At 38.6% G+C, this 26,732-nt stretch carries 28 protein-coding genes; 16 read left to right on the top strand and 12 right to left on the bottom strand.

Going from position 1 to position 26,732, the window contains the following annotated elements:
- Window positions 1-105: 105 nt before the first annotated feature.
- From rpiA to B9T24_RS00240, 8 genes are all read left to right on the top strand, one after another.
- A complete protein-coding gene (gene rpiA / locus B9T24_RS00275; protein ID WP_086163976.1) occupies window positions 106-777 on the top strand; it encodes a ribose-5-phosphate isomerase RpiA in 672 nt (223 codons plus the stop codon).
- A 140-nt stretch (window positions 778-917) separates the two neighbouring features.
- Window positions 918-1,604, top strand: a complete 687-nt coding sequence (locus B9T24_RS00270; RefSeq protein WP_086163975.1) for a M48 family metallopeptidase — start codon at window positions 918-920, stop codon at window positions 1,602-1,604.
- A gap of 179 nt (window positions 1,605-1,783) precedes the next feature.
- Window positions 1,784-2,947, top strand: a complete 1,164-nt coding sequence (locus B9T24_RS00265; protein ID WP_086164558.1) for a GGDEF domain-containing protein — start codon at window positions 1,784-1,786, stop codon at window positions 2,945-2,947.
- A gap of 50 nt (window positions 2,948-2,997) precedes the next feature.
- The gene (argC, locus tag B9T24_RS00260; RefSeq protein ID WP_171264809.1) at window positions 2,998-4,053 is read left to right on the top strand and encodes an N-acetyl-gamma-glutamyl-phosphate reductase; all 1,056 of its coding nucleotides are present in this window, start codon (window positions 2,998-3,000) and stop codon (window positions 4,051-4,053) included.
- A gap of 78 nt (window positions 4,054-4,131) precedes the next feature.
- A complete protein-coding gene (locus B9T24_RS00255) occupies window positions 4,132-4,884 on the top strand; it encodes a DUF6776 family protein (RefSeq protein WP_086163973.1) in 753 nt (250 codons plus the stop codon).
- An 18-nt stretch (window positions 4,885-4,902) separates the two neighbouring features.
- Window positions 4,903-5,316, top strand: a complete 414-nt coding sequence (gene clpS / locus B9T24_RS00250; protein WP_004651813.1) for an ATP-dependent Clp protease adapter ClpS — start codon at window positions 4,903-4,905, stop codon at window positions 5,314-5,316.
- Window positions 5,317-5,325: 9 nt separating this feature from the next.
- The gene (clpA, locus tag B9T24_RS00245) at window positions 5,326-7,602 is read left to right on the top strand and encodes an ATP-dependent Clp protease ATP-binding subunit ClpA (protein WP_086163972.1); all 2,277 of its coding nucleotides are present in this window, start codon (window positions 5,326-5,328) and stop codon (window positions 7,600-7,602) included.
- 112 nt (window positions 7,603-7,714) lie between these two features.
- On the top strand, window positions 7,715-8,068 hold the full coding sequence (locus B9T24_RS00240; protein ID WP_086163971.1) for a YnfA family protein: 354 nt from the start codon (window positions 7,715-7,717) through the stop codon (window positions 8,066-8,068).
- A gap of 25 nt (window positions 8,069-8,093) precedes the next feature.
- Here the strand turns inward: B9T24_RS00240 and B9T24_RS00235 are convergent, their stop codons facing one another.
- From B9T24_RS00235 to B9T24_RS00225, 3 genes are all read right to left on the bottom strand, one after another.
- Window positions 8,094-8,564: a hypothetical protein gene (locus tag B9T24_RS00235; protein WP_086163970.1), complete on the bottom strand. Its 471-nt coding sequence runs from the start codon at window positions 8,562-8,564 to the stop codon at window positions 8,094-8,096.
- Between the two features lie 99 nt (window positions 8,565-8,663).
- Window positions 8,664-9,584 (bottom strand): ornithine carbamoyltransferase, encoded by a 921-nt coding sequence (gene argF, locus B9T24_RS00230; protein WP_086163969.1) that lies wholly within the window; start codon window positions 9,582-9,584, stop codon window positions 8,664-8,666.
- Window positions 9,585-9,702: 118 nt separating this feature from the next.
- Window positions 9,703-10,347, bottom strand: coding sequence for a TetR/AcrR family transcriptional regulator (locus B9T24_RS00225; RefSeq protein WP_086164557.1), 645 nt, complete (start codon window positions 10,345-10,347; stop codon window positions 9,703-9,705).
- Window positions 10,348-10,594: 247 nt separating this feature from the next.
- Here B9T24_RS00225 and prpB point away from each other — a divergent pair, with 247 nt between their 5' ends.
- Entirely contained in the window at window positions 10,595-11,470 is an 876-nt protein-coding gene (gene prpB / locus B9T24_RS00220) for a methylisocitrate lyase (protein WP_004651820.1), read from the top strand.
- Between the two features lie 26 nt (window positions 11,471-11,496).
- Entirely contained in the window at window positions 11,497-12,633 is a 1,137-nt protein-coding gene (prpC, locus tag B9T24_RS00215; RefSeq protein ID WP_086163968.1) for a 2-methylcitrate synthase, read from the top strand.
- A 395-nt stretch (window positions 12,634-13,028) separates the two neighbouring features.
- On the opposite strand, the gene B9T24_RS00210 is transcribed toward prpC, so the two are convergent.
- The 3 genes from B9T24_RS00210 to B9T24_RS00200 all read right to left on the bottom strand — a co-directional run bounded on the left by B9T24_RS00210 (window position 13,029) and on the right by B9T24_RS00200 (window position 15,145).
- Complete coding sequence (locus tag B9T24_RS00210) at window positions 13,029-13,652, bottom strand: aminotransferase (protein WP_086163967.1); 624 nt, start codon at window positions 13,650-13,652, stop codon at window positions 13,029-13,031.
- Window positions 13,653-13,654: 2 nt separating this feature from the next.
- A complete protein-coding gene (locus B9T24_RS00205) occupies window positions 13,655-14,131 on the bottom strand; it encodes a CinA family protein (protein ID WP_086163966.1) in 477 nt (158 codons plus the stop codon).
- A 594-nt stretch (window positions 14,132-14,725) separates the two neighbouring features.
- Window positions 14,726-15,145 carry an internalin gene (locus B9T24_RS00200; RefSeq protein WP_086163965.1) on the bottom strand — a complete coding sequence of 140 codons (420 nt, stop codon included), beginning with the start codon at window positions 15,143-15,145 and terminating at the stop codon, window positions 14,726-14,728.
- A 226-nt stretch (window positions 15,146-15,371) separates the two neighbouring features.
- Here B9T24_RS00200 and B9T24_RS00195 point away from each other — a divergent pair, with 226 nt between their 5' ends.
- From B9T24_RS00195 to rodA, 6 genes are all read left to right on the top strand, one after another.
- Window positions 15,372-17,009 carry a CTP synthase gene (locus B9T24_RS00195; protein WP_086163964.1) on the top strand — a complete coding sequence of 546 codons (1,638 nt, stop codon included), beginning with the start codon at window positions 15,372-15,374 and terminating at the stop codon, window positions 17,007-17,009.
- 32 nt (window positions 17,010-17,041) lie between these two features.
- Window positions 17,042-17,899: a 3-deoxy-8-phosphooctulonate synthase gene (gene kdsA / locus B9T24_RS00190; RefSeq protein WP_004651826.1), complete on the top strand. Its 858-nt coding sequence runs from the start codon at window positions 17,042-17,044 to the stop codon at window positions 17,897-17,899.
- A gap of 45 nt (window positions 17,900-17,944) precedes the next feature.
- Window positions 17,945-19,234 carry a phosphopyruvate hydratase gene (gene eno / locus B9T24_RS00185; RefSeq protein ID WP_086163963.1) on the top strand — a complete coding sequence of 430 codons (1,290 nt, stop codon included), beginning with the start codon at window positions 17,945-17,947 and terminating at the stop codon, window positions 19,232-19,234.
- Window positions 19,235-19,251: 17 nt separating this feature from the next.
- Window positions 19,252-19,647, top strand: a complete 396-nt coding sequence (gene ftsB / locus B9T24_RS00180) for a cell division protein FtsB (protein WP_086163962.1) — start codon at window positions 19,252-19,254, stop codon at window positions 19,645-19,647.
- The gene (gene ispD / locus B9T24_RS00175; protein ID WP_086163961.1) at window positions 19,637-20,329 is read left to right on the top strand and encodes a 2-C-methyl-D-erythritol 4-phosphate cytidylyltransferase; all 693 of its coding nucleotides are present in this window, start codon (window positions 19,637-19,639) and stop codon (window positions 20,327-20,329) included. Before ftsB ends, ispD begins: the two co-directional genes overlap by 11 nt.
- A gap of 83 nt (window positions 20,330-20,412) precedes the next feature.
- Window positions 20,413-21,549 carry a rod shape-determining protein RodA gene (rodA, locus tag B9T24_RS00170; RefSeq protein ID WP_086163960.1) on the top strand — a complete coding sequence of 379 codons (1,137 nt, stop codon included), beginning with the start codon at window positions 20,413-20,415 and terminating at the stop codon, window positions 21,547-21,549.
- 55 nt (window positions 21,550-21,604) lie between these two features.
- On the opposite strand, the gene B9T24_RS00165 is transcribed toward rodA, so the two are convergent.
- The 6 genes from B9T24_RS00165 to B9T24_RS00140 all read right to left on the bottom strand — a co-directional run bounded on the left by B9T24_RS00165 (window position 21,605) and on the right by B9T24_RS00140 (window position 26,495).
- Complete coding sequence (locus B9T24_RS00165; RefSeq protein WP_086163959.1) at window positions 21,605-21,901, bottom strand: cyd operon YbgE family protein; 297 nt, start codon at window positions 21,899-21,901, stop codon at window positions 21,605-21,607.
- Window positions 21,902-21,904: 3 nt separating this feature from the next.
- Window positions 21,905-22,006 carry a cytochrome bd-I oxidase subunit CydX gene (cydX, locus tag B9T24_RS00160; protein ID WP_004651833.1) on the bottom strand — a complete coding sequence of 34 codons (102 nt, stop codon included), beginning with the start codon at window positions 22,004-22,006 and terminating at the stop codon, window positions 21,905-21,907.
- A 32-nt stretch (window positions 22,007-22,038) separates the two neighbouring features.
- The gene (cydB, locus tag B9T24_RS00155; RefSeq protein ID WP_086163958.1) at window positions 22,039-23,184 is read right to left on the bottom strand and encodes a cytochrome d ubiquinol oxidase subunit II; all 1,146 of its coding nucleotides are present in this window, start codon (window positions 23,182-23,184) and stop codon (window positions 22,039-22,041) included.
- Window positions 23,181-24,779 carry a cytochrome ubiquinol oxidase subunit I gene (locus B9T24_RS00150; RefSeq protein ID WP_086163957.1) on the bottom strand — a complete coding sequence of 533 codons (1,599 nt, stop codon included), beginning with the start codon at window positions 24,777-24,779 and terminating at the stop codon, window positions 23,181-23,183. Before B9T24_RS00150 ends, cydB begins: the two co-directional genes overlap by 4 nt.
- Window positions 24,779-24,970, bottom strand: coding sequence for a cytochrome oxidase putative small subunit CydP (gene cydP, locus B9T24_RS00145; protein WP_004651836.1), 192 nt, complete (start codon window positions 24,968-24,970; stop codon window positions 24,779-24,781). Before cydP ends, B9T24_RS00150 begins: the two co-directional genes overlap by 1 nt.
- A 442-nt stretch (window positions 24,971-25,412) precedes the next feature.
- Entirely contained in the window at window positions 25,413-26,495 is a 1,083-nt protein-coding gene (locus B9T24_RS00140; RefSeq protein WP_086163956.1) for a porin, read from the bottom strand.
- Between the last annotated feature and the right edge of the window lie 237 nt (window positions 26,496-26,732).

Below are 26,732 nucleotides of genomic sequence, written 5' to 3'. Positions count from 1 at the left end.
TAATTTTCCATCTAACAGTTTAAAATAGATTTTTATTGTAACAAACCCCTGTACATTTGGGCTGTAAAATCAGCAACAAATGTCAAAAAATAGTTGAGCCAAGTTATGAGTCTGTATGCGACCCAAGATGAAAAGAAACAAGCTGCCGCGAAAGCTGCTTTAAAGCATTTGCCAAAGGGCGGTATTTTGGGTGTAGGTACAGGAAGTACTGTGAACTTCCTCATTGAATTATTACCAGAACTGCAATTAGAAGCAGCAGTTGCAAGTTCTGAAGCGACTGCACAACGCCTTAAAAAATTAGGTATTGAAGTGGTTGATATGAATCACGTTGGTGGTTTAGATGCTTATGTCGATGGTGCGGATGAAATTGACCGTCATATGCACATGATTAAAGGTGGTGGTGCTGCATTGACCCGTGAAAAAATTGTCGCGTCGATTGCGAAGAAATTTGTCTGTATTGTCGATGACTCGAAATGGGTAGAGCAATTGGGTCATGATTTCCCGCTGCCTGTAGAAGTGATTCCAATGGCACGTTCTGCTGTGGCACGTAAAATTGTGAGTCTAGGTGGTGATCCTGTATACCGTGAAGGTGTCATCACTGATAATGGTAATGTGATCTTAGATGTGCATAACTTCAATATCTTAAATGCACTTGAACTTGAAAAAACCTTGAATAATATTCCGGGTGTTGTGACCAATGGTATTTTTGCAATTCAGAAAGCGGATATTGCTATTGTGGCAACCAATAATGGTATTGAAGAGCGTACTGCGGTTTAAGAAATCCTCCCTGACCCTCCTTTTTCAAAGGAGGGGAAAGTCTGTAATTTAATAAGACTCCTCGAAACTTTTAAAAGTTTGAACTTCCCCCTTTATCAAAGGGGGATCGAGGGGGATTAAAATAACGATTAAATATAAAAATGACCCTAAACGACCTGCCTGAAATTAAAATTGTCCGTCATGCACGAGCGATAAGACTTCGTTTGCGGGTAGAGCCAACACAAATTCGTTTAACTGCACCATTATTTTGTAGCAAAAAGCAGATTCAAAATTGCATTGATCAATCAGAACAGTGGTTAGTCAAAACTTGGCAAGAACAGCAGCAGAAACAAGAAATACAGCTGCAAAATAGGCTGTTTCCGACAGAACTTAAACTCTTTAATTTAGAACAACCTATACAAATTACTTATCAAGCACAGCAGAAAAATTTTGTGTTTGATCATGAGTATTTGAGACTCAGTGTCAGTGATCGTCAGCCTGAACAATATTTAAAAGCGTTTGTAATCGCCTATGCAAAGCATCATCTTCCAATTTTTTTAACGCAAGTGAGTACTGAAACGGGTTTGAATTTTGCTCAATGTTCGATTCGGCAGCCAAAAACACGTTGGGGGAGTTGTACATCTAAACACGATATTATGTTGAATAGTGCTTTGGTACTGTTTCCTCAAGAAGTCGTTAGATATGTATGTGTACATGAATTAGCACATACCCGATATTTTGATCATAGCCCACAGTTTTGGATGCAGGTACAGTTACATGATCATAACTTTCAGCAGCATCAGAAAATATTAAAAATAAAGCTGTTACATTGTTGGTGGTTTTTTTAGTAACCATTAAGCGGATTGATGTTTTAATTTTTTATTTTTAAGTGTAGATTAAATCGTATAAAAACTGATTTAAAATTCATGCGTTGAACCTTCCTCCCATATCGTAATAAAAGAACTCAGATGTGAATTTTACAGATATTCATTATTTCGTATTAATCGTCCCGAGCTGTCTCATCTTGATGGGTAGTCTGTTCTTAATTTGTCATTTTTTCTTCAAAGCACCACATTATTTGTTGTGGTTGGGCATAGGATATATTGTTCCAGCATGTGCTTTGGCAGCACAAAGTTTAATGTCCAATCAACACATGACGATGTCTTCCCCCATACTAGGGATCATGTATTTGTTTGGTGCTTGGGCTAGTGCTTATGCGATGGCTTTAAGGAAAAATGTACAGGTACATTCTAAATTTGCGTGGGCATTAATTGTGATGCTTGCCACCTTGCTTGGTTATTATGCCTTTGTAGATGAGCAACTGTGGATACGCATGCTGATTTTGAATTTAGGTGTTGCTACGATTCAGTCTTTGGTTCTTATCTCAATGTTTGCCCATTTTAAACACAGTGATCGGTTAAATAAAATTGTTGATCTTTCATATCTGTTTATTGTGTTTTATACCTTTGTTCGTAGCTTGATTATTTTCCTGTTTTTAAAAAATATTGATGCCAGCATGCTTTCGACTTCAGTTTGGTGGTTGATGATGTTGGCTGCCAGTATTTTGTTGAGCATGTGGTTTGCTATTGTTCTATTGGGCACTATGGTGCGAGATATTGTCTTTAAACTCAGTGAAGAGCGTTCACGAGATTCATTAACCTATTTGCTCAATCGGCGTGGATTTTACGATGCTGCAAAAGTAAATTTAGCACAAAGACCTGTGAAAAAATATTTTTTGCTGATGTGTGATATCGACCATTTCAAAAAAATTAATGATAGCTATGGACATTTAGTCGGCGATCAAATTTTGCAACACGTGGGACGGATTATTAGTCAAAACGTGCGTGAAAATGATTTGGTTGGGCGTTTTGGTGGGGAGGAATTTATTATTTTATTACAAATAAAACAGGCCTCTGTTGCGTATCAAATTGCTGAGTGTATTCGTGTTGCCATTGAGACTGAATTATTTTCAGAGAAAAAAATATCTGTAACGGCAAGTTTTGGTGTTGCTCATGTGAAAAATAAGAATCTAACCAATACAATTGATGTTGCGGATAAATTATTGTATCGCGCAAAACGCGCAGGGCGAAATCGTGTTTTTTTGGAAATGTATGAAAGTACGAATAATAAAGCGCTTAGCAATGATGAGAAAATATCACTAAAACCAAGCAAAATAGTTCAGAAAACCTAAACTTCCTGTCATACTGTCTTGCTAAGAAATAGATACTTTGATTTGAGGTCGTGATCGTGATTAGTGTTGGTATTGTCGGTGGTACAGGTTATACAGGCGTTGAATTGTTGCGTCTTTTACTACGACACCCAAATGTACAAGTTAATGTACTGACATCACGTACTGAAAATGGTCGCCGTGTCGATGACATGTTCCCAAGCCTGCGTGGTCATACCGATCTTTGCTATTCAGATTTAAATATCGACGAGCTTAAACAATGTGACGTTGTTTTCTTCGCAACCCCGCATGGTGTAGCAATGAAACATGCAGCGGAACTGGTTGCAGCAAAGACTAAAATTGTCGATTTAGCGGCAGATTTTCGCTTACAAGATTTAGAACAATTTGAAAAATGGTATGGTCTGGAACATGCTTGTCCAGATATTTTAAAAGATTCGGTTTATGGTTTGTCAGAGCTGAACCGTGACAAAATTAAACAAGCCAATGTGGTTGGTAATCCGGGTTGTTATCCAACAACCGTGCAACTGGGTTTGGCGCCATTGTTTAAACATAGCGACACATTGGTGAAACCTGAAAGTATTATTATTGATGCAAAATCAGGTGTTTCAGGTGCAGGGCGTAAAGCAAGCTTAGGCATGATTTATTCGGAAAATGCCGATAACTTCAAAGCTTATGCTGTTGGCGGTCATCGTCATCATCCTGAGATTGTGGAAGCATTGGAAAATATTTCAGGTCAAAAAGGTGTATTCAATCACATCGTATTTGTACCCCATTTGGTTCCCATGATCCGTGGCATGCTTAGCACGATTTATATTGATTTAACTGATGCTGGTGATCAGACAGATTTGCAAAGCTTATATGAGCAATTCTATGCCAATGAAGCTTTTGTTGATGTGATGCCTGCAAATAGTTCACCTGAAACACGTTCTGTTCGTGGTGCAAACCAACTTCGTATTGCTTTGTATAAACCACAGCCGAAAAAACTGGTTGTTTTATCTGTGCAAGATAATTTGGTGAAAGGTGCTGCTGGGCAAGCGGTGCAAAATATGAACCTGATGTTCGGTTTTGCCGAAAATGCAGGTTTAGAAGGGATTGGTTTATTACCATAAAAAACGTTTTTCAACTTCACACACATTTAGATTTGGATTTAAATGTGTGTTTTGAATGAATCAAAATAAGAGATGACGATGCTGGATACTGAATTAAATACTCCATCACAACAGGCTCCATTAAGTAAAAAGCCTTTTTTAAAGGGTAATTTACCTTTGGCGATGGGTGCTGCAATTTTGGTTGTGGGTAGTGGTTTTCTTGGCTATTCAATTGGGCATCGGCAAGGTCTAACCGTTGTCGGTTTTGAGGCGGATGCGGAACAACTGGTTGAAGTTGTACAAAAGCAAAAGAGCAGCTTAGAAACACTGAATAAAGGCTTGAATTTAGCAGTACAAGAGCGTGATGTTGCAGTAAGTAATTCAAATGATTTATTTGCTGAGCTGAATCAAGCACGTGTAGATAAAGTTCAATCTGAAGGTTTGGGGGCAATTTATCGTGAAGTATTGCGTCAACGTGGTGGTTTAAGTCTAACCATACAGAATATTGGGATTAAACCATTACCTGATAATGCTTATGAATATGAGCTGGATTTGGTACAAGTGAGTCCCAATAAACGCAGTGCATCTGGTAGTGTTGAATTACATTTAATTCAAGGTACGGAAGTTTTACTTGTACCGATGGAAGACAAAAATTTCAATTTTCAAGATTCTGAGCGTTTAACTGGACGTTGGACAATGCCTAAAGGCTTTGCACCAGAATTTATTGAAGTTCGTTTAACTGGAACCAGTACGCCTGTAATTAAGCGGTTCAGTTGGGGCCGTGGAAAACCGATAGAAAGTCAATCAGCATTTATCTCTGATATTCCTCAAGCAGAAGCCAATGCACAATAAATGTGAATTTTAAATCCTATGCGAATGAATAAACGTCAAAATTGTTTAAATGACATCAAAAATTCTTTTCATCAATCTGGATATGTCGATTGGCATATTAGTCCACGCTTAAGCAATGAAACGCATGAGGAAGCCGAGGGTGATATTGCAGTACAAGCTGCGAAACCTGAATTAAAGCGTCCACCCATGTATTGTGTTGTTTTAATGAACGACGATTACACACCAATGGACTTTGTAATTGAAATTTTACAACAATACTTCGCTTTGAATCTTGACCAAGCCACTCAAGTAATGCTAACTGTACATTATGAAGGGAAAGGTATCGCAGGCGTTTATCCGAGAGACATTGCGGAAACAAAAGCGAACCAAGTAAATAATTATGCTCGGTCACAAGGTTATCCATTGCTTTGTCAGATTGAGCCAAAAGATTAAGGGGATTACATGCTCAGTCGTCAATTGGAAGTATCTTTACGTTTGGCTGTTAGCATGGCTCGTCAAAAGAGACATGAGTTTCTGACGGTTGAACATTTATTGTTGGCATTACTGGATAATGACTCTGCTGTAAATGCGCTTAAAGCGTGTGGTGCAGACATTATTGTTCTTCGCAAAGAATTAGAAGAATATGTTGAACAACATACCCCAAAATTAAGCGAACATAGCGATCAGGCACCACATCCGACTGAAAGTTTTGATCGTATTTTGCAGCGTGCAATTTTCCATGTGCAATCGAGCGGTGGTGATCGTACAGTTGAAGGTGCGGATATTCTGGTTGCGATGTATTCTGAACGTGATTCATTTGCTGTTTATTTACTTAAACGCCATCAAATTAATCGTTTAACTTTAACTCAATATTTATCTCATGGTACGCGCAAAGAAGAAGTGCAAGCCGAAGAGGAAGTTGAAGAGTTGGATGGTGAAACATCTGCTTCTGCCAATGCAGGACCACTCGATTTATATACCACGAATTTGAATGTGGAAGCGCAAAAAGGCAAAACAGATCCTTTAATTGGTCGTGAAAAAGAAATTGAACGTGCAGCACAAATTTTATGCCGCCGCCGTAAAAACAATCCGTTGTTGGTGGGTGATCCGGGTGTTGGTAAGACATCGATTGCTGAAGGTCTTGCTTGGCTGATTGTTAATGGTAAAGCACCAAAACCACTTGAAAATGCTGAAGTCTTCAGTTTGGATATTGGGGCATTGGTTGCAGGTACAAAATACCGTGGTGATTTTGAAAAACGGTTAAAACAACTTTTAAATGCTTTGAAGAAGAAACCAGAAGCTATTTTATTTATTGATGAAATTCACATGATTATTGGTGCAGGCTCAAGTATGGGCAGCACCATGGATGCATCAAATTTAATTAAGCCCGCGTTGTCGAATGGTTCACTGCGTTGTATTGGTTCGACGACTTTCCAAGAGTATCGTCAGGTCTTTGAAAAAGATCATGCTTTATCACGCCGTTTCCAAAAAATTGATGTCAATGAGCCATCTATTTCTGAAACAATTGATATTTTACGTGGTTTAAAATCTAAATTTGAAGATTTTCATCATGTTCAATATGAAGATAGAGCATTGGTTGCAGCTGTGGAATTGTCCGCAAAATTTATTAATGATCGCTTCTTACCAGACAAAGCGATTGATGTAATTGATGAAGCGGGCGCACAACGCCGTTTGAAAGTTGAGCAAGATGATAGTTTAATTACAGTAGAAAATATCGAAGATATTATCTCTAAAATTGCGCGTATTCCACCGAAAACTGTATCGAAAGATGATAAGACGGTATTAATTAATCTTGAACGTGATTTGAAACGTGTGGTCTTTGGGCAAGATACAGCAATTGAAGCACTGGGTTCTGCGATTAAATTATCACGTGCAGGTCTAAAATCACCAGATAAACCTGTCGGTAGCTTTGTATTTGCAGGTCCTACAGGTGTGGGGAAAACTGAGGTCACCAAGCAGTTGGCTAAACTGTTAGGTGTGGAATTGGTTCGTTTCGATATGTCTGAATATATGGAGCGTCATGCAGTTTCACGTTTAATTGGTGCACCTCCGGGTTATGTTGGTTTTGACCAAGGTGGTTTATTGACCGATGCCATTCATAAAAGTCCACATTGCGTCTTGCTACTGGACGAAATTGAAAAAGCACATCCAGATGTGTTTAATTTATTACTGCAAATTATGGATCATGGCTCATTGACCGATAATAATGGTCGTAAGTCTGATTTTCGTAATGTGATTCTTGTTTTAACCACTAATATTGGGGCGGACAGTATTTCTCGCGCCAGTATTGGTTTCATGGAGCAAGACAATAGTAATGACAATAAAGATGCAATGAAGAAGGCATTCTCACCAGAATTCCGAAATCGTTTGGATGGAATCATTCAATTTAATGCATTGCCGACGACGGTCATTGAAAATGTAGTGGATAAATTCTTAACTGAATTACAAGCTCAACTTGATGATAAGAAAGTAATTCTTGATGTCGATCAAAGTGCCCGTGAATGGATGGCTGAACATGGTTATGACCGTTTAATGGGTGCTCGTCCAATGCAACGACTCATTCAAGAGCATTTGAAAAAACCACTTGCTGAAATGATTTTATTCGGTGAACTTGCTGAACATGGTGGTAATGTTGCCGTTTCTGTGAAGAAAGAAAATGGCAAAGCAGTAGGCTTGAAACTCGAAGTATTTGAAGATCAAACGGCTGAACCTGCATAATCACCAGAGTTGCTGAAATAACCCGTGTTCGCACGGGTTATTTTTTTCTACTCACCCGCATTCCGACCTTTTCCCAAAGAGAGAAGGAGAAAACTGGTCTATATAGAAAGTTATGGATATTCAAATTACCAAAGTGATTACGACCCTTTGCCTTTTTTTTGTCACAGCGATTGCAGAAATTTTAGGTTGTTATTTTCCCTATTTAATTTTAAACCAAGGCAAGTCACACTGGTTTTGGCTGCCAACAGCATTAAGTTTGGCTGTATTTGTGTGGTTGCTAACGTTACATCCTGCTGCATCAGGTAGAATTTATGCGGCTTATGGTGGAATTTATATATTTACAGCTTTAATGTGGTTACGTTATGTCGATCAAGTGGTGTTAACCCGTTGGGATATGTTGGGTGGTCTGGTGGTTATCTTGGGTGCGATGATGATTATTTTGCAACCTCAAGGTTTGATACGTTAGATGGCTAACGTATCAAATTATAATTTTAAAATTGACACTCACTGTTTTTAATTTTTAGATCATAGGTTTTATGAGGCGCACTCAATTTGACTTTAATATAATAAGGATTTACGCGTTGGAATTCATGCTCAAAAAATAAATGGCAATTGTTGATTAAATTTTGTGTGATGAGTTGTTTCACTTCTTTATCGCCAATATCTTCAGCGAATTGTGTGAAATCTGGGGTGGTGATAATGCCTTGGATATCACTGTGATCTGCATATAATCGTAATTGTTCAATCACTGTATTTTGATCAGCTTGATAGGGCATAGTACGTGAGTCTTCATCACTCATAACAGTTAAAATTTCATTGAGCTTTTTACTGTCTTTTATTTTATACGATGAGTCTATGATTTGATTTTTGACAAAATATTGATCCAGTTCCGTGCCTTTGGCTTGTACCGTATGGATTAAAAAGAAAGTACTTAAACATAAAACGATTTTTTTAAAAGACATGGTTAAAATCACTTATAAAAATTATGGATTTAATTATAGCGATTTGAATATAAAAAAAGCACCCGAAGGTGCTCAATTTTTTAAGAATTTATCACTGAATTAGTCTTTGTTTAAATTTTCATTAAGTAAAAATTCAACCAAAGCTTTTTGTGCATGTAAACGATTTTCTGCTTCATCCCAAACCACTGCATTTTTATGGTCGAGTAAATTTTCAGAAATTTCTTCACCACGGTGCGCAGGTAAGCAGTGCATAAATAAACAATTTGAATGTGCTAAATCCATGAGTTTTTCATTGACTTGGAAATCGGCAAATGCTTTCTCACGAATTTTTTGCTCTTCCTCTTGCCCCATGCTTGCCCAAACATCCGTTACAATCAGGTCTGCATTGACCGCTGCATCTTCTGCTGAATCAACAAGTTCTACGCAGTGGGCAAATTCTGACAAGAATTTCGCTTGTGGCTCATAACCTTTAGGTGTAGCAATTTTTAATTTAAAGCCCCACATGTGTGCCGCTTCAATATATGAATTACACATATTGTTGCCATCACCAATCCATGCAACTGTTTTACCTTCGATAGAACCACGATGTTCAAGGAAAGTTTGCATGTCAGCAAGAAGTTGGCAAGGGTGATGATCATCAGTTAAGGCATTAATAATCGGTACTTTTGAATAAGAAGCAAAGCGTTCTACGATGTCATGACCAAAAGTACGGATCATAATAATATCAAGCATGCTTGAAATCACACGTGCAGAATCTTCAATGGGTTCACCGCGACCAAGCTGTGTGTCACGAGAAGATAAGAAAATCGCACTACCACCGAATTGACTCATACCTGCTTCAAACGAAACACGTGTTCGGGTACTCGATTTTTCAAAAATCATGCCCATAACTTTACCGACAAAAGGTTGGAACACCTCATTACTATGTTGCTTGCGTTTAAGTTCAATCGCGCGCTGCAAAATCTGGTTAAGTTCTAAAGTCGATAAATCACGTAAGGTCAGAAAATGACGTAGAGCCATGGTTACTCCACAATAATTGCTGAATAAAAAAACAAAACAACAATTAGTTGTTGGTTGGTTAAGTGAAAAAGAATCGATTAATATACTATACGTAGACAGAATTGCAAAAAAACTAGACTTATTGATGGCCTTCTAAGAAGCGATCTACGCAATAATTGATGTATTCGATGGTTTCTTGATCATTTTCTTGGATTGGAATGCCCATGAGTACGCGCCATTCAATATTACGGATAATCCCAAAATACAGTTGAGCAGAATAAATGGGCTGTTTACATTTAATTATGCCAAGTTCGTCGGCTTTGGTTAAAGCACAGGCGATTGCCATCTGAATATGCTTTGGCCCCTGTTCATGAATATACAGCGCCAGTTCTGGACTGCGCTGAGTCCGTTCAAGAATTAAACGAAGGAAAGCCGCATTTTCTGGAAGCACAAGATGGTGCTTAAAATTCATCAGGGTTTGAACTAAATAGGAGTGTAGATCATCTTTACCTTGTTCAAAAGGCACACAGATATCTTTGAAAAATTGCTCACGGCGATAATCACAAATAGCCGTAAATAAGCCTTCTTTATTACCAAAAAATTTATAAATTGAGGCTTTAGAGCCACCTGCATGGTGAACGATGTCATCTAGAGAGACTGCATCATAACCACGTTCTAGAAATAACTCATTTGCGCTAAGTAAAAGCGATAGGCATCGTTCATGACCACGTTTGGTTTGTGGCGTGTCGCGACCTAAGGGTTCTGGTTGAGCTAATTCTTGCATATGGCGTATAGAGTCAATAATTAAAAAAATGAAAACATTTGCAATTATAGCAAAAATATGCGCACATTTCTTAAAATAAAGAGGTTGTCTTGTTTTGGTCACAATCATGCAAAATGGAAATAACACTATAGGTTTGGTGAATATTTGACTAAAGTTTTAGAGTAGATGTTCTAAATAGTCATAGATCTAAATATGTTTATGGATATACTCGAAATTCAATAAATAAAGTGAAACTGTGGAAAGGAATATGACACAACAAATGTCTGCAGGCTTAAGATTTAGACAAGCACTGGAAGTGGAAAAACCCTTACAAATCATTGGCACAGTGAATGCTTATGCAGCCATGATGGCGAAAGAAGTGGGCTATAAAGCCATTTATGTATCGGGTGCAGGTGTTGCCAATTATTCTTATGGTTTACCTGATTTGGGCATGACCAGTTTAGACAATGTGCTTGAAGATGTACGTCGTATTACTGAACGGGTAGATACACCACTATTGGTTGATATTGATACAGGATGGGGCGGTGCTTTTAATATTGCACGTACTGTAAAGCAAATGATTGCTGCGGGCGCTGCTGCGGTTCATATTGAAGATCAGGTTGCACAAAAACGTTGTGGACACCGTCCAAATAAAGAAATTGTCACGCAACAAGAAATGGTAGACCGTATTAAAGCCGCTGTCGATGCGAAAACCGATTCCAACTTTGTGGTCATGGCACGTACAGATGCATTACAAAAAGAAGGTTTGCAAGCAGTGATTGATCGTGCTTGTGCATGTGTAGAAGCGGGTGCAGATGCCATTTTTGCAGAAGCAATGACTGACATTACCATGTATAAAACCGTCTGTGATGCAGTTGGTGTACCTGTTTTGGCCAATATTACCGAATTTGGTGATACCCCTTATTACACCACTGAAGAACTGGGTGAGCAAGGTATTTCAATGGTGCTTTATCCTTTGTCTGCAACGCGTGCAATGCAAAAAGCAGCATTAGAAGTGATGCGCTCTATTCGTGAAACGGGTACGCAAGTCAATGTATTGGATATTATGCAACAGCGTAAAGAACTGTATGAATTCCTTGATTATCATACCTTTGAAAACACCTTAGATAAATTGTTTAAATAAAATATTCAACATGGAGAATTAAAAAAATGGCTGAAGGAAAAATACTCTCAGGTGCAGGATTGCGTGGACAAGTTGCAGGTAAAACAGCGCTTTCTACTGTAGGTAAAAGTGGTGCTGGTTTAACCTATCGTGGATACGATGTGCAAGACTTGGCTGAAAATTGCCAATTTGAAGAAGTCGCTTACCTAATCTTCTTTGGTGAGTTACCGACTGCGGAACAGCTTGCAACCTATAAAGCGAAATTAAAATCGTTGCGTCAATTGCCACAAGCATTAAAAGAAGTATTAGAGCGTATTCCTGCGGATTCGCATCCAATGGATGTGATGCGTACTGGTGTTTCGATGCTGGGTAATTTGGAAACTGAAAAATCATTTGTTGAACAGCAAGATGTTGCGGATCGTATTTTAGCAACTTTACCTGCCATTATTTGTTATTGGTATCGTTTTAGCCATGATGGCGTGCGTATTGAAGAAAATACCGATGATGATTCAATCGGTGCTCAATTTCTGCATTTGCTACGTGGCGAAAAACCGAATGAATTGCATGAACAGGTGATGAATGTATCACTTATTCTGTATGCAGAGCATGAATTTAATGCATCAACATTTACTGCACGTGTATGTGCGTCAACATTGTCTGATATGCATTCATGTATTACTGGGGCAATTGGTTCGCTGCGTGGTCCATTGCACGGTGGTGCCAATGAAGCTGCCATGGAAATGATTGAAAACTGGAGCTCTGCCGACGAAGCTGAACGTGAAATGTTGGGTAAACTTGAGCGTAAAGAAAAAATCATGGGCTTTGGTCATGCCATTTATAAAGATAATGATCCACGTAATGGCATTATCAAAATATGGGCAGAACGCTTGGCGAAAGATGTCGGTGATACAGTACTTTATCCAGTATCTGTGCGTTGTGAAGAAGTGATGTGGCGTGAGAAAAAATTATTCTGTAATGCAGACTTTTTCCATGCTTCGGCTTATCACTTTATGGATATAGCAACGAAACTGTTTACGCCAATCTTTGTGATGAGCCGCGTTACAGGTTGGGCAGCACATGTGATGGAGCAGCGTGCTGACAACCGTATTATTCGTCCAAGTGCGGATTATACAGGTCCTGAACTGCGTAAAGTTGTGCCAATTGAAGAGCGTAGTGCTGCGTAAATTGAAAAATTTGTAATAAGGCCTCTTCGGAGTAATGCCAGTCGGTTAAGGGTTTTAGAAATAAAGCCCTTAGTTTTTTAGTTATGCACGACGGAGTCTTATATTTTGTAAATCATATACTTGGAGCTCATCTATTACTTTGGATAAGCCCAAATGAGAAACTCAAAATATATTTTGAGTTCGCAAGAAAGGCATCTTGCGGCGCAGTGCGCCTCACCGCAAAACTCGCCAAATCCCTTTTATTGATTAATTAATCGCAGAAACCTTACTTTTTTAAAATAGTTTTGCCTCGAACAGTTGCGGATGACGTTTCCGTGTATCGAATAACATCATGAATTTAAAAAATAAAAAACCAGTCAATTTCTTAACTGACTGGCATTACCTCTTCGGAGGCTTTATTTTTTAGGCATCAATAAAACAGGGTCTTCTATGGTATAACCCGTTTCAAAAGGAAGACCTAAGTATTTCACAGTGGCGATCACTTTCTGTTGATTGGGAATTTTATACGCTTGAGAGATACTCAATCCATGGCGATAATCTATCGCTTGATGTATTTGGCTTTTTAAATTTTTGCTTGTTAACTGATAGGTATACTTATATTTAGGGATGTATTTATTTGGGTCATACCATGACTTTTCTTTCGATGTAATTTTATTCAATACTTGAACTTTGATGGTGTTTTTAGAAATGCTTATAAGTGGTTGAAGGCGGTTTTTAATTTTATTAATTTCTTGATTAAACAAATGGCTATCTTGATCATAATCAATTTTTTGGGTTTTGGGGTTGATGTAGAGTGAGTTGACTTGAATGAGCTTTTCAGGATGTTGATTGTTCTTAAATTGATAATAATAGAGTTGTGGTAGACGACCACGACCATCTTCATAATGTTTAAGTAAGTAGACTTTTTCGTCTTGATTGTCATAGCCTAATATTTCTATATTTTGTGGTCCACCTACAGTTGCAAAACTGGTGCAGGGTAGGAGTATTAAACTGAGCAAACTGGTTTTGAGTTTTAACATAGCTAGATTTCCTTAATCATTTTTATGATTTCTTTTGCAACATACTGGGTTAAGACCACAAGTTTTTCTGATGGTGTTCCATCAATAAAATAATGAAAATTATAGGTCTTATTTAAATATAAAATTGAGATAAAAAATGTACCTTCAGGTTTTGTTTCTGTTGCACTACCACCGGGTTTGAGTAACCCAGTACAAGCCACGATTATATCCGCTTGTGTAAATAGTTTTTTCCCGTGAACAGCCATTGCTTCGGTTACTTCAGCAGATTCAGCAGTATATTTTTCAATGAAAGTTGGCTCAATTTTGAGGATATTGACTTTTGTGGACGGGTCGTAGCTCACTAAACCACCCAATAAGATCTCTGCGCCACTCTTTTTATAAATCGAAAATTGGCTTGCGAGATAGCCTGAGCTTGCACTTTCAATAAAGGCAATCTTTAAATGATTAAGCTCTAATAAATCACAACATTTTTTTATCATCTATTAAACAACATGAGTAAAAAGCGTACGTATTGTAGCGTAAAGCGATCACCTGATTGTTTTGTAATGATATGGCTCATGTTCAGCATGTGTTGGCTCACAATATTTTGTAGACAAGTATTTTATTTATTTCGTCTTTAAATATGCTGAGTAGAATTCATCTCAAGAGAATAAAAGACTTGAAATGAATCAGTTTTAATTTATTTGGATATATGTAATCATATATTAATAAAATAGCATGTATGACTTTAATAGTAGATTTGGATTAATATCGTGGAAATTGTGAAATTTATTAAAAGCTTTAATACCGTAAATACGTATTTATTGCTATCAATGTTTATTTTGGCTGTTATGGTGGTGTACTTTTATTTTATTAATCCTACTTGATGAATCAATATAATCGTTAATTTTTTGATCGTGATGTGGATTTACATTTTTATTTCATAAATTGATCTGTATTTTTGGCTGTATTTATTCGTTAATGAGTTTGAATTTTATTAAAAAATTCAATCATGATCTACTCGTGTGGAATATAAATCCAGTATTAAATAAAAACCCAGTGCAATCACTGGGTTTTGCATTTCACAAACGAACTTAGTTTTCAAGTGCAGGCGTGGCAGCAGCAATGGCAGCAGCAACAGCATCATCTTCGGACTGAGGTGTATTACTCGGTTTTTGTTGAGTGGCTTGAGTTGGTTTGTCTTCTGCTTTTGGTGCCTCAGCTTTTACGGCAGGCTTGCTTTCAACAGGTTTAGGTTCACTTACTTCACGACGAATTTCTGTCGTTGTATTTGCTGTTTCGTGACGTTCAACTTCTACATGTGTAGGAATTTCGATTTGCTCGCTTTCAACTGGAGTTAACGGTTCTGCTTGTACAGGTTCAGTCACTTGCTCAGTTTGCTGAGTCGTTGCAGCTTGTTCCGATTCATCTTCTTTCGGCGCTTCTTTTTTTACACACGCTGTTAATAATAAACCTGCTGCGATAGCGCCACAAATTAAAAGTTTTTTATTCATAATTGCACAAAATAAAGCATTAATAGGATGTCAGCATTATAACAGCAAATACGAATATAAAAATCCTCTGCAACCCCTCTAATTTTTTATCGGAAATGCTGATAGAATAACCAATTGTTTGTTGTTCTATGAATTGATGCGGATTGACTTTGCTTTATTGGTACAAGGTAAAGTAAAATTGCGCAACATTGTAGGCCGATTTAGGCTCGATTGTACGAGAAACCCAATGACCCATTTTATTTTCGTGACTGGTGGTGTAGTTTCATCACTAGGTAAAGGTATTTCAGCTGCTTCAGTTGCTGCACTTTTAGAAGCCCGTGGTTTAAAAGTAACCATGGTCAAAATGGATCCATACATTAATGTCGATCCAGGGACAATGAGCCCATTCCAGCATGGTGAAGTCTTTGTCACAGAGGATGGTGCTGAAACTGACCTAGATTTGGGTTATTACGAACGTTTCTTACGTCGTGCGAAAATGACCAAATTGAATAACTTTACTTCTGGCCGTGTATACCAAGATGTTTTAAATAAAGAACGCCGTGGTGATTATCTTGGCGGTACAGTTCAGGTTATTCCTCATATTACGGATAATATTAAAGAACGTGTTCTTCGCGCAGGTGAAGGCTACGACGTTGCAATTGTAGAAATTGGCGGCACAGTAGGTGATATTGAATCTCTCCCATTCATGGAATCTGTACGTCAATTAATGGTTGAGCTTGGTCATAAACGTACCATGCTCATGCATTTAACTTTGCTTCCATACATTAAATCTGCGGCTGAATTAAAAACCAAACCAACACAGCACTCTGTTAAAGAGTTGTTGTCGATTGGTATTCAGCCAGACATTTTAATCTGTCGTACAGAATATGATGTAGATGCGGATACGCGACGTAAAATTGCGTTATTTACTAACGTTGAAGCGCGTGCAGTTGTGGTATGTAAGGATGCGCGTTCTATTTACCAAATCCCACGTACTTTCTATGAGCAAAATGTTGATGATTTAATTTGTGAACGTTTTGGTTATGACCTTCCTGAAGCTGATTTAACAGATTGGGATAATGTGGTAGATGCTTTACTTAATCCAGAATACACAGTACGTGTTGCAATGGTGGGTAAATACGTTGAACTTCCAGATGCCTATAAATCTGTAAATGAAGCACTTCTACATGCGGGTATTAAAAACCGCGTTAAAATTCAAATTGACTATGTCAATGCTGAAGAGTTAGAAAGCCAAGATGTAAGCGACGTATTGAAAGATGCAGATGCAATCCTTGTTCCGGGCGGTTTTGGTGAACGTGGTACTGAAGGCAAAATGAAAGCAATTCAATTTGCCCGTGAAAATGGCGTTCCGTTCCTTGGAATCTGTTTGGGTATGCAGCTTGCTGTTATTGAGTATGCACGTCATGTTGCTGGTATTACGGACGCAACATCTACTGAATTTAATCGTTCAACGAAATCACCACTCATTGGTTTAATTACTGAATGGCTGGATGAGCGCGGTGAAGTTCAGCAGCGTAGTGTTGAATCTGACCTTGGTGGAACCATGCGTCTGGGTGCTCAAAAATCTGAATTGGTTGCAGGTACGAAGACTTGTGAAGTGTATGGTAGTGCGGAAATTATTGAACGCCATCGCCATCGTTACGAAATGAACAACCGTTTCATTCCAGTGCTTGAAGAAGCAGGGATGAAAATTTCAGGTTATTCACCAGTACAACACTTAGTAGAAACTGTTGAAATTCCTCAACATCCTTGGTTTATTGCTGTACAATTCCATCCAGAATTTACAAGTTCACCACGTGATGGACATCCATTATTTGCTAGCTTTATTGACGCTGCTAAAAAACAGTATCAAAAAACCAAGTAACAATGGTCTGGGAATAAACTAGGAAAGTTTAAATGTCACAATTAAAACCACAAGAAATTGTACGTTTAGGCGATATACAAATGGCAAACCACTTGCCATTTGTACTATTCGGCGGCATGAACGTACTTGAATCTAAAGATCTTGCTTTTGAAATTGCTGAAACTTATGTGGATATCTGTACACGCTTAGATATTCCTTATGTTTTTAAAGCAAGCTTTGATAAAGCCAATCGCTCCAGCCTGAATTCTTTCCGTGGCCCAGGTCTGGAAAAAGGTCTTGAGTGGTTAGCGGACATTAAAAAACACTTCAATGTGCCCATCATTACTGATGTACATGAGCCTTACCAAGCTGCACCTGTGGCTGAAGTTGCTGATATTATTCAGCTTCCTGCTTTCTTAAGTCGTCAGACTGACCTTGTTGAAGCGATGGCAAAAACAGATGCCATTATTAACATCAAAAAAGCACAGTTCCTCGCACCGCACGAAATGCGTCATATTCTAAATAAATGTTTAGAAGCTGGAAATGACAAGCTCATTCTATGTGAACGTGGTTCAGCATTTGGCTATAACAATCTTGTTGTAGACATGCTTGGCTTCGACCACATGAAAGAAATGAATGTCCCTGTGTTTTTTGATGTGACCCATGCGCTGCAAACCCCTGGTGGTCGAGCGGATTCGGCAGGCGGTCGTCGTGCGCAAATCACGACACTTGCACGCGCAGGTATGGCGACAGGTTTGGCTGGTTTGTTCCTAGAGGCACATCCAGATCCAGAACATGCAAAATGTGACGGCCCATGCGCACTTCGTATGTCGCAGCTTGAACCGTTCTTGGCGCAATTAAAAGAATTGGATACTTTGGTTAAAGGATTCAAAAAGTTAGATACTCATTGATGCTTTAAATAGCATCTAGTTATTCAATCAACTGAGGAATTGTTCATGAGTCAAATCGTTGACATTCGTGCACGTGAAATTTTGGACTCTCGTGGTAACCCAACCATCGAAGCAGACGTTATCTTAGCATCTGGCGTAGTTGGCCGTGCATGTGCACCATCTGGTGCTTCAACTGGTTCTCGTGAAGCTTTAGAACTTCGTGACGGCGACAAAGCACGTTACTTAGGTAAAGGTGTTCGCACTGCAGTAAACAACGTAAATACGTTGATTCGTGATCTTTTAATCGGTACTTCTGTATTTGAGCAAAAAGAAATCGACCAAAAGATGATTGATCTTGATGGTACTGAAAACAAAGAAAAATTGGGTGCAAATGCAACTTTAGCCGTATCGCTAGCTGCTGCACGTGCTGCGGCTGACGAAAAGAAAATTCCTTTGTTCCAATATATCGCAGACTTACGTGGTCAAACGATTTTGACTATGCCTGTACCAATGATGAACATCATCAATGGTGGTTCACATGCGGATAATAATGTTGATATTCAAGAGTTTATGATTGAGCCAGTAGGCTTTACTTCATTCTCTGAAGCATTGCGTGCAGGTGCTGAAATCTTCCATTCTCTAAAATCAGTTTTAAACAAAAAAGGTTTAAACACTGCTGTAGGTGATGAAGGTGGTTTTGCACCGAACTTGCGTTCAAACGAAGAAGCAATCACTGTTATTCTTGAAGCTATTGGTCAAACAGGTTACAAAGCTGGTTCTGACATTATGCTTGCGCTTGACTGTGCATCTTCAGAATTCTACAAAAATGGTCAATACATCCTTGCAGGTGAAGGTAATAAAGCATTCACAAGCAACCAGTTCTCTGACTATTTAGCGGGTCTTGTAAGCCAATATCCAATTATTTCAATTGAAGATGGTTTAGATGAGTCAGATTGGGAAGGTTGGTCTTACTTGACGTCTATCCTTGGTGACAAAATCCAGTTGGTGGGTGATGACTTGTTCGTTACAAACCCGAAAATCCTTCAGCGTGGTATTAATGAGAAGGTAGGTAACTCTATCTTAATCAAATACAACCAAATTGGTACGTTGACTGAAACTTTAGATGCAATTTATCTTGCGAAAGCAAATGGTTACTCCACAGTGATTTCACACCGTTCAGGTGAAACTGAAGATTCTACGATTGCAGATCTTGCTGTGGGTACTGCGGCTGGTCAAATCAAGACAGGTTCACTGTGCCGTTCTGACCGTGTTGCAAAATATAACCAATTACTTCGTATTGAAGAGTTGACTCATGCAGCATATCGCGGTAAAGCTGAATTCAAAGGTTTGAACTAAGCGACTGAATGCTATTTATGTTAAGTATATTTAACTCCGCTGCGAGTAAAGTATTATTGGGCCTTGCGATCATTTTGATCGCAGGGTTTCAGTACTTATTCTGGTTTGGCGAAGGTGGTTATCATGACCATCAAAAATTAGCCCAAAAAATTCAACAACAAACAGAAATAAATACGGAATTAAAAGAACGTAATCGTGTTCTGGCTGCTGAAGTGTACGATTTAAAAAATGGCATTGAAGCGATTGAAGAGCATGCACGTTTAGATTTAGGTTTGGTTAAGCCAAATGAAACGTTTGTGCAAATGAGCATGATTGGAACGCAGTATAAGCCGATTTATATTGATCCAAATGCAAAAATAGATTTAAGAACCAATGAAGATGGCCAAGAAGAAGTGCCTGTAAATGCACCATAAAATTTGGGTGGTTATTCCTGCTGCTGGTTCTGGAAGTCGTTTTTCTAAAACTGAACTTAAACAGTATCAAATGATTCAAGGTCAAACTGTATTAGAGCATACGGTGAGTCGTTTGAATCAATTGCCTATATTGGGTTATGTCTTGGCGATAAGTGAAGATGATTCAGTTGCTAAAACATTAAATTTTGTTCAGTTAGATAAAGCTCATTTTTGTGTGGGCGGTGCAGAGCGTGTCCATTCTGTGCTGAATGCATTGACTTATTTGAGTCGAATAGCTTCAGCTGATGATTTGGTTTTTGTACATGATGCTGCACGCCCATGCGTTACTCAAGATTGTTTGAATCGTTTGGTGCATACGGCTATTCAAGAGAATTGTAGTGCAATTTTAGCCATTCCAGTCCGTGATACTTTAAAATTTGTGGCACAACACGATAATATTGATACGACTGTGAGTCGTGATCATTTATGGCAAGCGCAGACTCCGCAAATTTCAAAGTTAGGCGTGTTGAAGTATGCCATTGAGAAAGCATTACAGGATGGTATTACGATTACGGATGAAGCCAGTGCTTTAGAGCATATAGGTGAAACGGTGAAAGTGGTGCAAGGTCGTTCAGATAATATTAAAATTACTTATGTTGATGATTTAGAACTGGCTAAATTAATTTTAGCTTCACAAAAATAAAATAAAAAATGGCGCCAGATGTATTATCTCTGGGGCTTTAAATTTATACTTTGCCATCTCATCTACACATTCAAATATTTCAAATGATACCATCACCTCAGTATCGTTTTTTACGTCACTCTTTACGTGATGGTAGAAGCATTAAAAATGATTCATCTAAATGGAAAAAATGGCATTTAGACCCTTGGTTATTATGCTTTTTAGTTCTGAATGCCGCTTTGGGTTTGATGGTTATTTACAGTGCATCAGCTCAAGATTCACAAATGGTTCTTCGTCAAGCCATTAGTTTTGGTGTTGGTTTTATCGCCATGTTTATCTGTGCGCAAATTCCACCAAAAGTCTATCAAGCGGTTAGCCCTTATTTTTATATATTTGCCCTTTTTATGCTGGTGATGGTGCTGGTCGTTGGTGAAACTCGTATGGGGGCCAAAAGGTGGATTAGTCTACCGGGAATTGGCAGCATGCAACCCAGTGAATTTATGAAGTTTGCAATGCCTTTGATGATGGCATGGTATTTTTCGCGTCGTCCATTTCCACCTAAATTCTTAGATATTATTATCGCTTTAGTGCTGATGATCATTCCTTTTGTACTTGTGGCTTTGCAGCCTGATTTGAATATTGGTCTGATCATTCCAGGTATTTTTGTTTTGTTTTTAAGTGGTATGTCTTGGAAGTTGATTGTAGGTGCGCTTTCGGCATTTGCGGTTGCAGCACCTGCACTGTGGATGTTCGTGTTGCAAGAGTATCAAAAAAAGCGTGTGTTGACTTTGTTTGACCCTGAGTCTGATGCTTTGGGGGCAGGTTGGAATATTATTCAATCCAAAATTGCAATTGGCTCTGGCGGCTTAACAGGTAAAGGCTACCTTGAGGGAACACAATCACATTTAGGTTACTTGCCTGAACATCATACCGATTTTATTATGTCGACTTATGCAGAAGAGTTCGGTTTTATTGGGGTGTTTCTGTTAATCAGTTTATTTGCTGCCATTATTATTCGTTGTTTAATGATCGGGATGAATAGCTTTCATAATTTTGGGCGTTTATTTTCGGGTGCGATTGGACTGACTTTCTTCTTTTTTGTATTTCTAAGTTCGGGCATGGTGAGTGGTATTCTTCCTGTGACAGGCGATCCATTACCATTGATGAGTTATGGTGGAACCGCTGTAATTTCGATGCTTGCCAGTATGGGAATTGTGATGTCGATTCATAGTCACCGTTAATGAAGCAATAATTGTGTTAAAAAAAAGCCCTTAATCAATTAAGGGCTTTTTGATTTTAAGCGAGAAGCCAAGTGTAGTAGCCCCAAAGCATGAGTGGCCATGCAATGAAAGGGCTAAATAACCATTTCCATAACCAAAACTTTGGAATAAAGCCGACACCGTGAATAAAACCACCTGAAATACCAATCATAATAAACATCATGGCACGATGGCTGTATTCACCATTGGCATCCAGCATTGCAGCAGGATGGATGAGTAAAATAGCAGCAAGAGGCAATGCCAACAAAAATGAGAGGGCCATTGCAAATCTATTCGGCTTTTTTTCTGTTGTTGTCACTGCCACTTCCGTCATTTTCTATTCCTCATCTAAATCTTGATTGTGTTCAATGTAAAGAGCACTGAGTACACCTGCAAAACACGCCATCAAGATGCCAAGAATCCAAGCGAAATACCACATAACTATTCTCCTTATTTCTTGTAGACACAACCTTAATAAAGGCTGTGTGAGTTATCTTGAACGTGTTTATTGGTAATGACACCCCACATCTTATAGTAGCACCAAGTGGTGTAACCTATAATGATTGGGACAAAAATACCTGCGACAACGGTCATTACAGTAAGTGTATTTTGACTTGAAACAGCATCCCACATGGTCAAGCTTACTGTTGGGTTAATGCTTGATGGCATAAGGAATGGAAATAGTGCAAAACCAGCCGTTAAGATTGAACCTGTTACCGCTAAAGTGGAACCTGTAAAACTAAGGCCCGCTTTATTTTTACCAGCAGCTAAGACAATCAGTAATCCACCCAAAATTGCAGCAATTGGAGCAAGCATGGTAATAGGATAGGTTGAATAGTTGTTCATCCAACCGTGGTTACCATTGGTGAGTACTTCTTTTGCTAGTGGGTTGGCTACACCATTGGTATCAAAAGGTTGTACTAATGTATAGCCTTCAATACCGCCAAAGTATAACCATGCACCTGCGCCTAAGAAGCAAACTAAGTACACGATGCCCATAATTTGAGTTGCTTTTGCCGAGCGTTGACGCAAAACACCATCGGTACGAAGCATGAGCCATGCACCACCATGTGCGCATAGCATCGATAAGCTGACTAAACCACAAACTAAAGCAAAGGGATTGAGTAGGGCAAAGAAGCTACCTGTGTAGGTTGAACGGACAGTTTCATCTAATGTAAAAGGCACGCCAAGGAACATGTTGCCAAACGCGACACCAAACACTAAAGCAGGAACTGCACCACCAACGGCTAGACCCCAATCCCAAGACGTACGCCATTGTGTATTTTGAAGTTTAGAGCGGTAATCAAAACCTACAGGTCTTAAAAATAAAGCAAATAAGACCAGTAATAATGCCCAGTACATGCCCGAGAAGGCAGTGGCATAGACCATTGGCCAAGCAGCAAATAGTGCTCCACCAGCGGTCACAAACCAAACTTGGTTGCCTTCCCAGTGTGGTGCAATCGTATTGATTGCAGCACGACGTTCATCATCTGTTTTTCCTACAAATGGCATGAGTGCCATTGAGCCCATATCAAAACCATCTGTGAGTGCAAAACCAATCAGTAAGACACCAACCAACACCCACCAGATGATTTTGAGAAGTTCATATTCGATCATGATTGAGGCTCCTCAACTTTAGCGTGATTTGCATTATCTTTTGCTGCTAATTTCTCGAAATGATATTTACCTGTGTGTAACGAACTTGGACCTAAACGAGAGAATTTAATCATCAAGTACATCTCAATAATAAGAAGTACTGTATAGAATGCTGCAAGTGCAATGATTGAACCCCAAACATCGCCAGTACTGAGTGTAGAGGTAGAGAGATGTGTAGGTAAAACCTCACCAATCGTCCAAGGTTGACGACCTACTTCAGCAACATACCAACCTGTTTGCGCTGCAACCCATGGTAAAGGTAAAGCAAATAGAGCGAATTTAAGTAACCACGGTTTGCTTTCTGCATTGCGTTTTGCCACAGCAAAAGTTGCAAGAGCAAATAACAACAACATTAAGAAACCAGATGCCACCATTGCACGGAAAGCCCAAAATAAGCTTGGTACATGTGGAATGGTGTCTAAAGCGGCTGCTTTAATATTCGCTTCTGTCGCATCAACCACATTTGGTGTGTATTTCTTAAGAAGTAAGCCATAGCCTAAGTCTTTTTGAGATTCTTTAAATGCTGTTTTTAGCTCAGCGGATTGATCACCAGCACGAAGTTTTTCTAGTTGTGCATAAGCAACCATACCATTACGAATACGTGCTTCATGCTGAATAACGAGGTCTTTGATGCCCGTTACTTCTTTTGTTGTTGAACGTGTTGCGATAATTCCCATGAGATAAGGGATTTTGACTGCATAGTCCGTAGTCATGGTTTCTTTATTTGGAATACCAAATAAAGTAAATGGTGCTGGTGCAGGATGGGTATCCCATTCTGCTTCAATTGATGCCAGTTTAGTTTTTTGCACATCACCAATTTCATAACCAGATTCATCACCCAGTAAAATCACCGATAGTGTAGATGCTAAACCAAAGATAGCCGCAATTGCGAATGAACGACGGGCAAAAGGTAAATCACGTTTTTTCAATAAGTAGAAACTTGAAATCGCAAGTACAAAAATAGCACCCGTCACATAACCGGCTGAAACAGTATGTACAAACTTAACTTGAGCGACTGGGTTAAAAATCAAGGCACCAAAGTCAACTAACTCCATACGCATGGTTTGATAGTTAAATTCTGAACCGACTGGATTCTGCATCCAGCCATTGGCGACTAAAATCCACAGTGCAGACAGATTGGAGCCAATAGCAACCAGCCAAGTGACCGCTAAATGTTGCGCTTTAGAAAGTCGATCCCATCCGAAGAAGAATAAACCAATAAAAGTGGACTCCAAAAAGAATGCCATCAGGCCTTCAATCGCAAGTGGAGCACCAAAAATATCACCCACATAATGTGAATAATATGCCCAGTTTGTACCAAACTGGAATTCCATGGTTAAGCCAGTGGTAACCCCTAAAGCGAAGTTAATACCGAAGAGTTTTCCCCAAAATTTAGTCATGTCTCTATAAATTTCTTTACCAGAAATCACATACGTGGTTTCCATAATGGCAAGAATAAAAGCCAGACCTAAAGTCAGTGGAACAAAAATAAAATGATACATCGCGGTCATCGCAAATTGGAACCGCGAAAGATCGACCACGCTTTCAGAAATCATCAACGTGTCTCCTTGATTTGGGAAGGGCTGCCAGCAATATGCTCGGCAACTTGATTGTCAAAATTTTTAGGAATGGTCGGAGCATCGAACCAGATATGTTTGATTGTCAGTAAGAGAACGATCTTAATTATTAATATGATCGTGATTTCTCGCACTAATTTTTGATTGAAATCTTTGGGGATTAAGCTCATCTACATAAGCCTATTTTGAAACATAATATCTATTATTAACAAAACAATAATAAAAATAAATAGCTAGAACACTTAAAATAAAAATATATTATTTAACTTAATTTAAACAATAACTTAAAAAACAGATTAAACAAAAATTAAACTAATATTTCAGGGTTTTAAAGTTGAGTAAAATACTTTGTATTGGTTTTTTGTAAAACCAACGAAAATGCTTTAGTATTATTTTAAAGTTGACTAAAACAGTTGTGTATTATTAAAAACTGGCATTTAAGATAATGTTTATCAAATGAGATTGATTTGTATTTTAATTAGAATTTTGCATTTAAGCATAACAATAATGATGGAGATATTTTTTAAACAGTCGATTTTTTGCGGCATTTGGTGTGATTTTGTGAAATAAAAAAGACCACCTTTTAGGTGGTCTTTTTTATTTCATTTGAACTTAGAATTTGATTTCCATACCTAAACCGTAAACATTTTCGTCAGCATTTGGAATTGCAGCAGCAGCTCCAGCGCTTGTACGTTTGTTGTCCCATTCGCGTTGTATCGCACTCGCGAATAATTTTGTTTGGCTGTTTAATTTATAATCTGCACCAATACCCCATTGTTTTGCAGAGGTATCGCCCGTTACTGTAGCTGTAGTCCAGTCAGTGTCAGCTTCTTGATATTGAGCTTTAAAAGACCAAGGTGTATTTCCAAGCTTGTACGTTGCTGAAATTAACCATGCATTTTCTTCTACATTACGATAGGTTTCAGTACCTAAATAATCGGAGACTTCAGCAGTTTGCCACATCGCACCTAAAAATAAGCCTGTCGCACCAATTTTACCTAGGTCGAAAGAAGCACCTACACGGATTGCGTCAGCAGGAGCATTTGAAATGCCAACAGCCGCGAAGTCACCTATAGATTTGAAGTTTCCTGAGATAACGCCTTCTAAGCCGAGGTCTTTATTGGCATATGAAAGTGAAGTGGAGATACCATCGCCAATACTGTCACGAGCACCATCAGTATAAGTTACTGTACTGCTGGTAGATTCACCTTGTTGAGCTTGAAGAGCAAATACTAATCCACCCATCAGTTTAGGATCAGTTTCAATCCCAATGACATTTTCTACACGCTCTTCACCATACATCATTTCTTTAATGTCGGCATGTGCATAGTCATTAAATACGTCACGGTATCCATTAGCCGCATCTTTAAATGGTGTATCCATGATACCTGCTTTTAAGGTTCCTAGATTAGCCCACTTTAAACCAGCGAAAATATTACGTTTTTTAAATACGTCATCACCGCCATCTACATCAATTTCCCATTCAGCTTGGTAAACTGCTGAGAGTTTCTCAGTCAGTTTCTCTTCCCCTTTAACACCAAGGCGTGAAGCATTTGAATTGACTTCTACTTTGTCATCTTTTCCATCATCGTAGCTGTCGACACTTACATTCACTTTACCGTACAAAGTTGGTGCTGCTTGCGCTGCACTTAAGCTTAAAGTTGTAACTGCTGCAGCGAGAAGCAATTTTTTCATTGAGATTTCTCCAAAACACTGTTCTTAATGGCAGATAGCCTTGCTTGACTTTTTTTAGTTTGCTTAAGTACAAAAAGTTACAGAAGCTAACCAACTTGCTAAGCAGTATCTGTAATGGATATGACAGCGCGGTGAAGAAAAAATGACAGTTTGGTGACGTGTTTAGATTTTTTATTTAGATCTAATGTTTTTTATTATTATGGACTTATAAAAAATGGAGCCTAAACTCCATTTTAT

The sequence above is a fragment of the Acinetobacter sp. ANC 4654 genome (assembly GCF_002135425.1).
Taxonomy (GTDB): Bacteria; Pseudomonadota; Gammaproteobacteria; order Pseudomonadales; family Moraxellaceae; genus Acinetobacter; species Acinetobacter kyonggiensis.
This window is presented reverse-complemented; position numbering and strand designations above follow the sequence as displayed.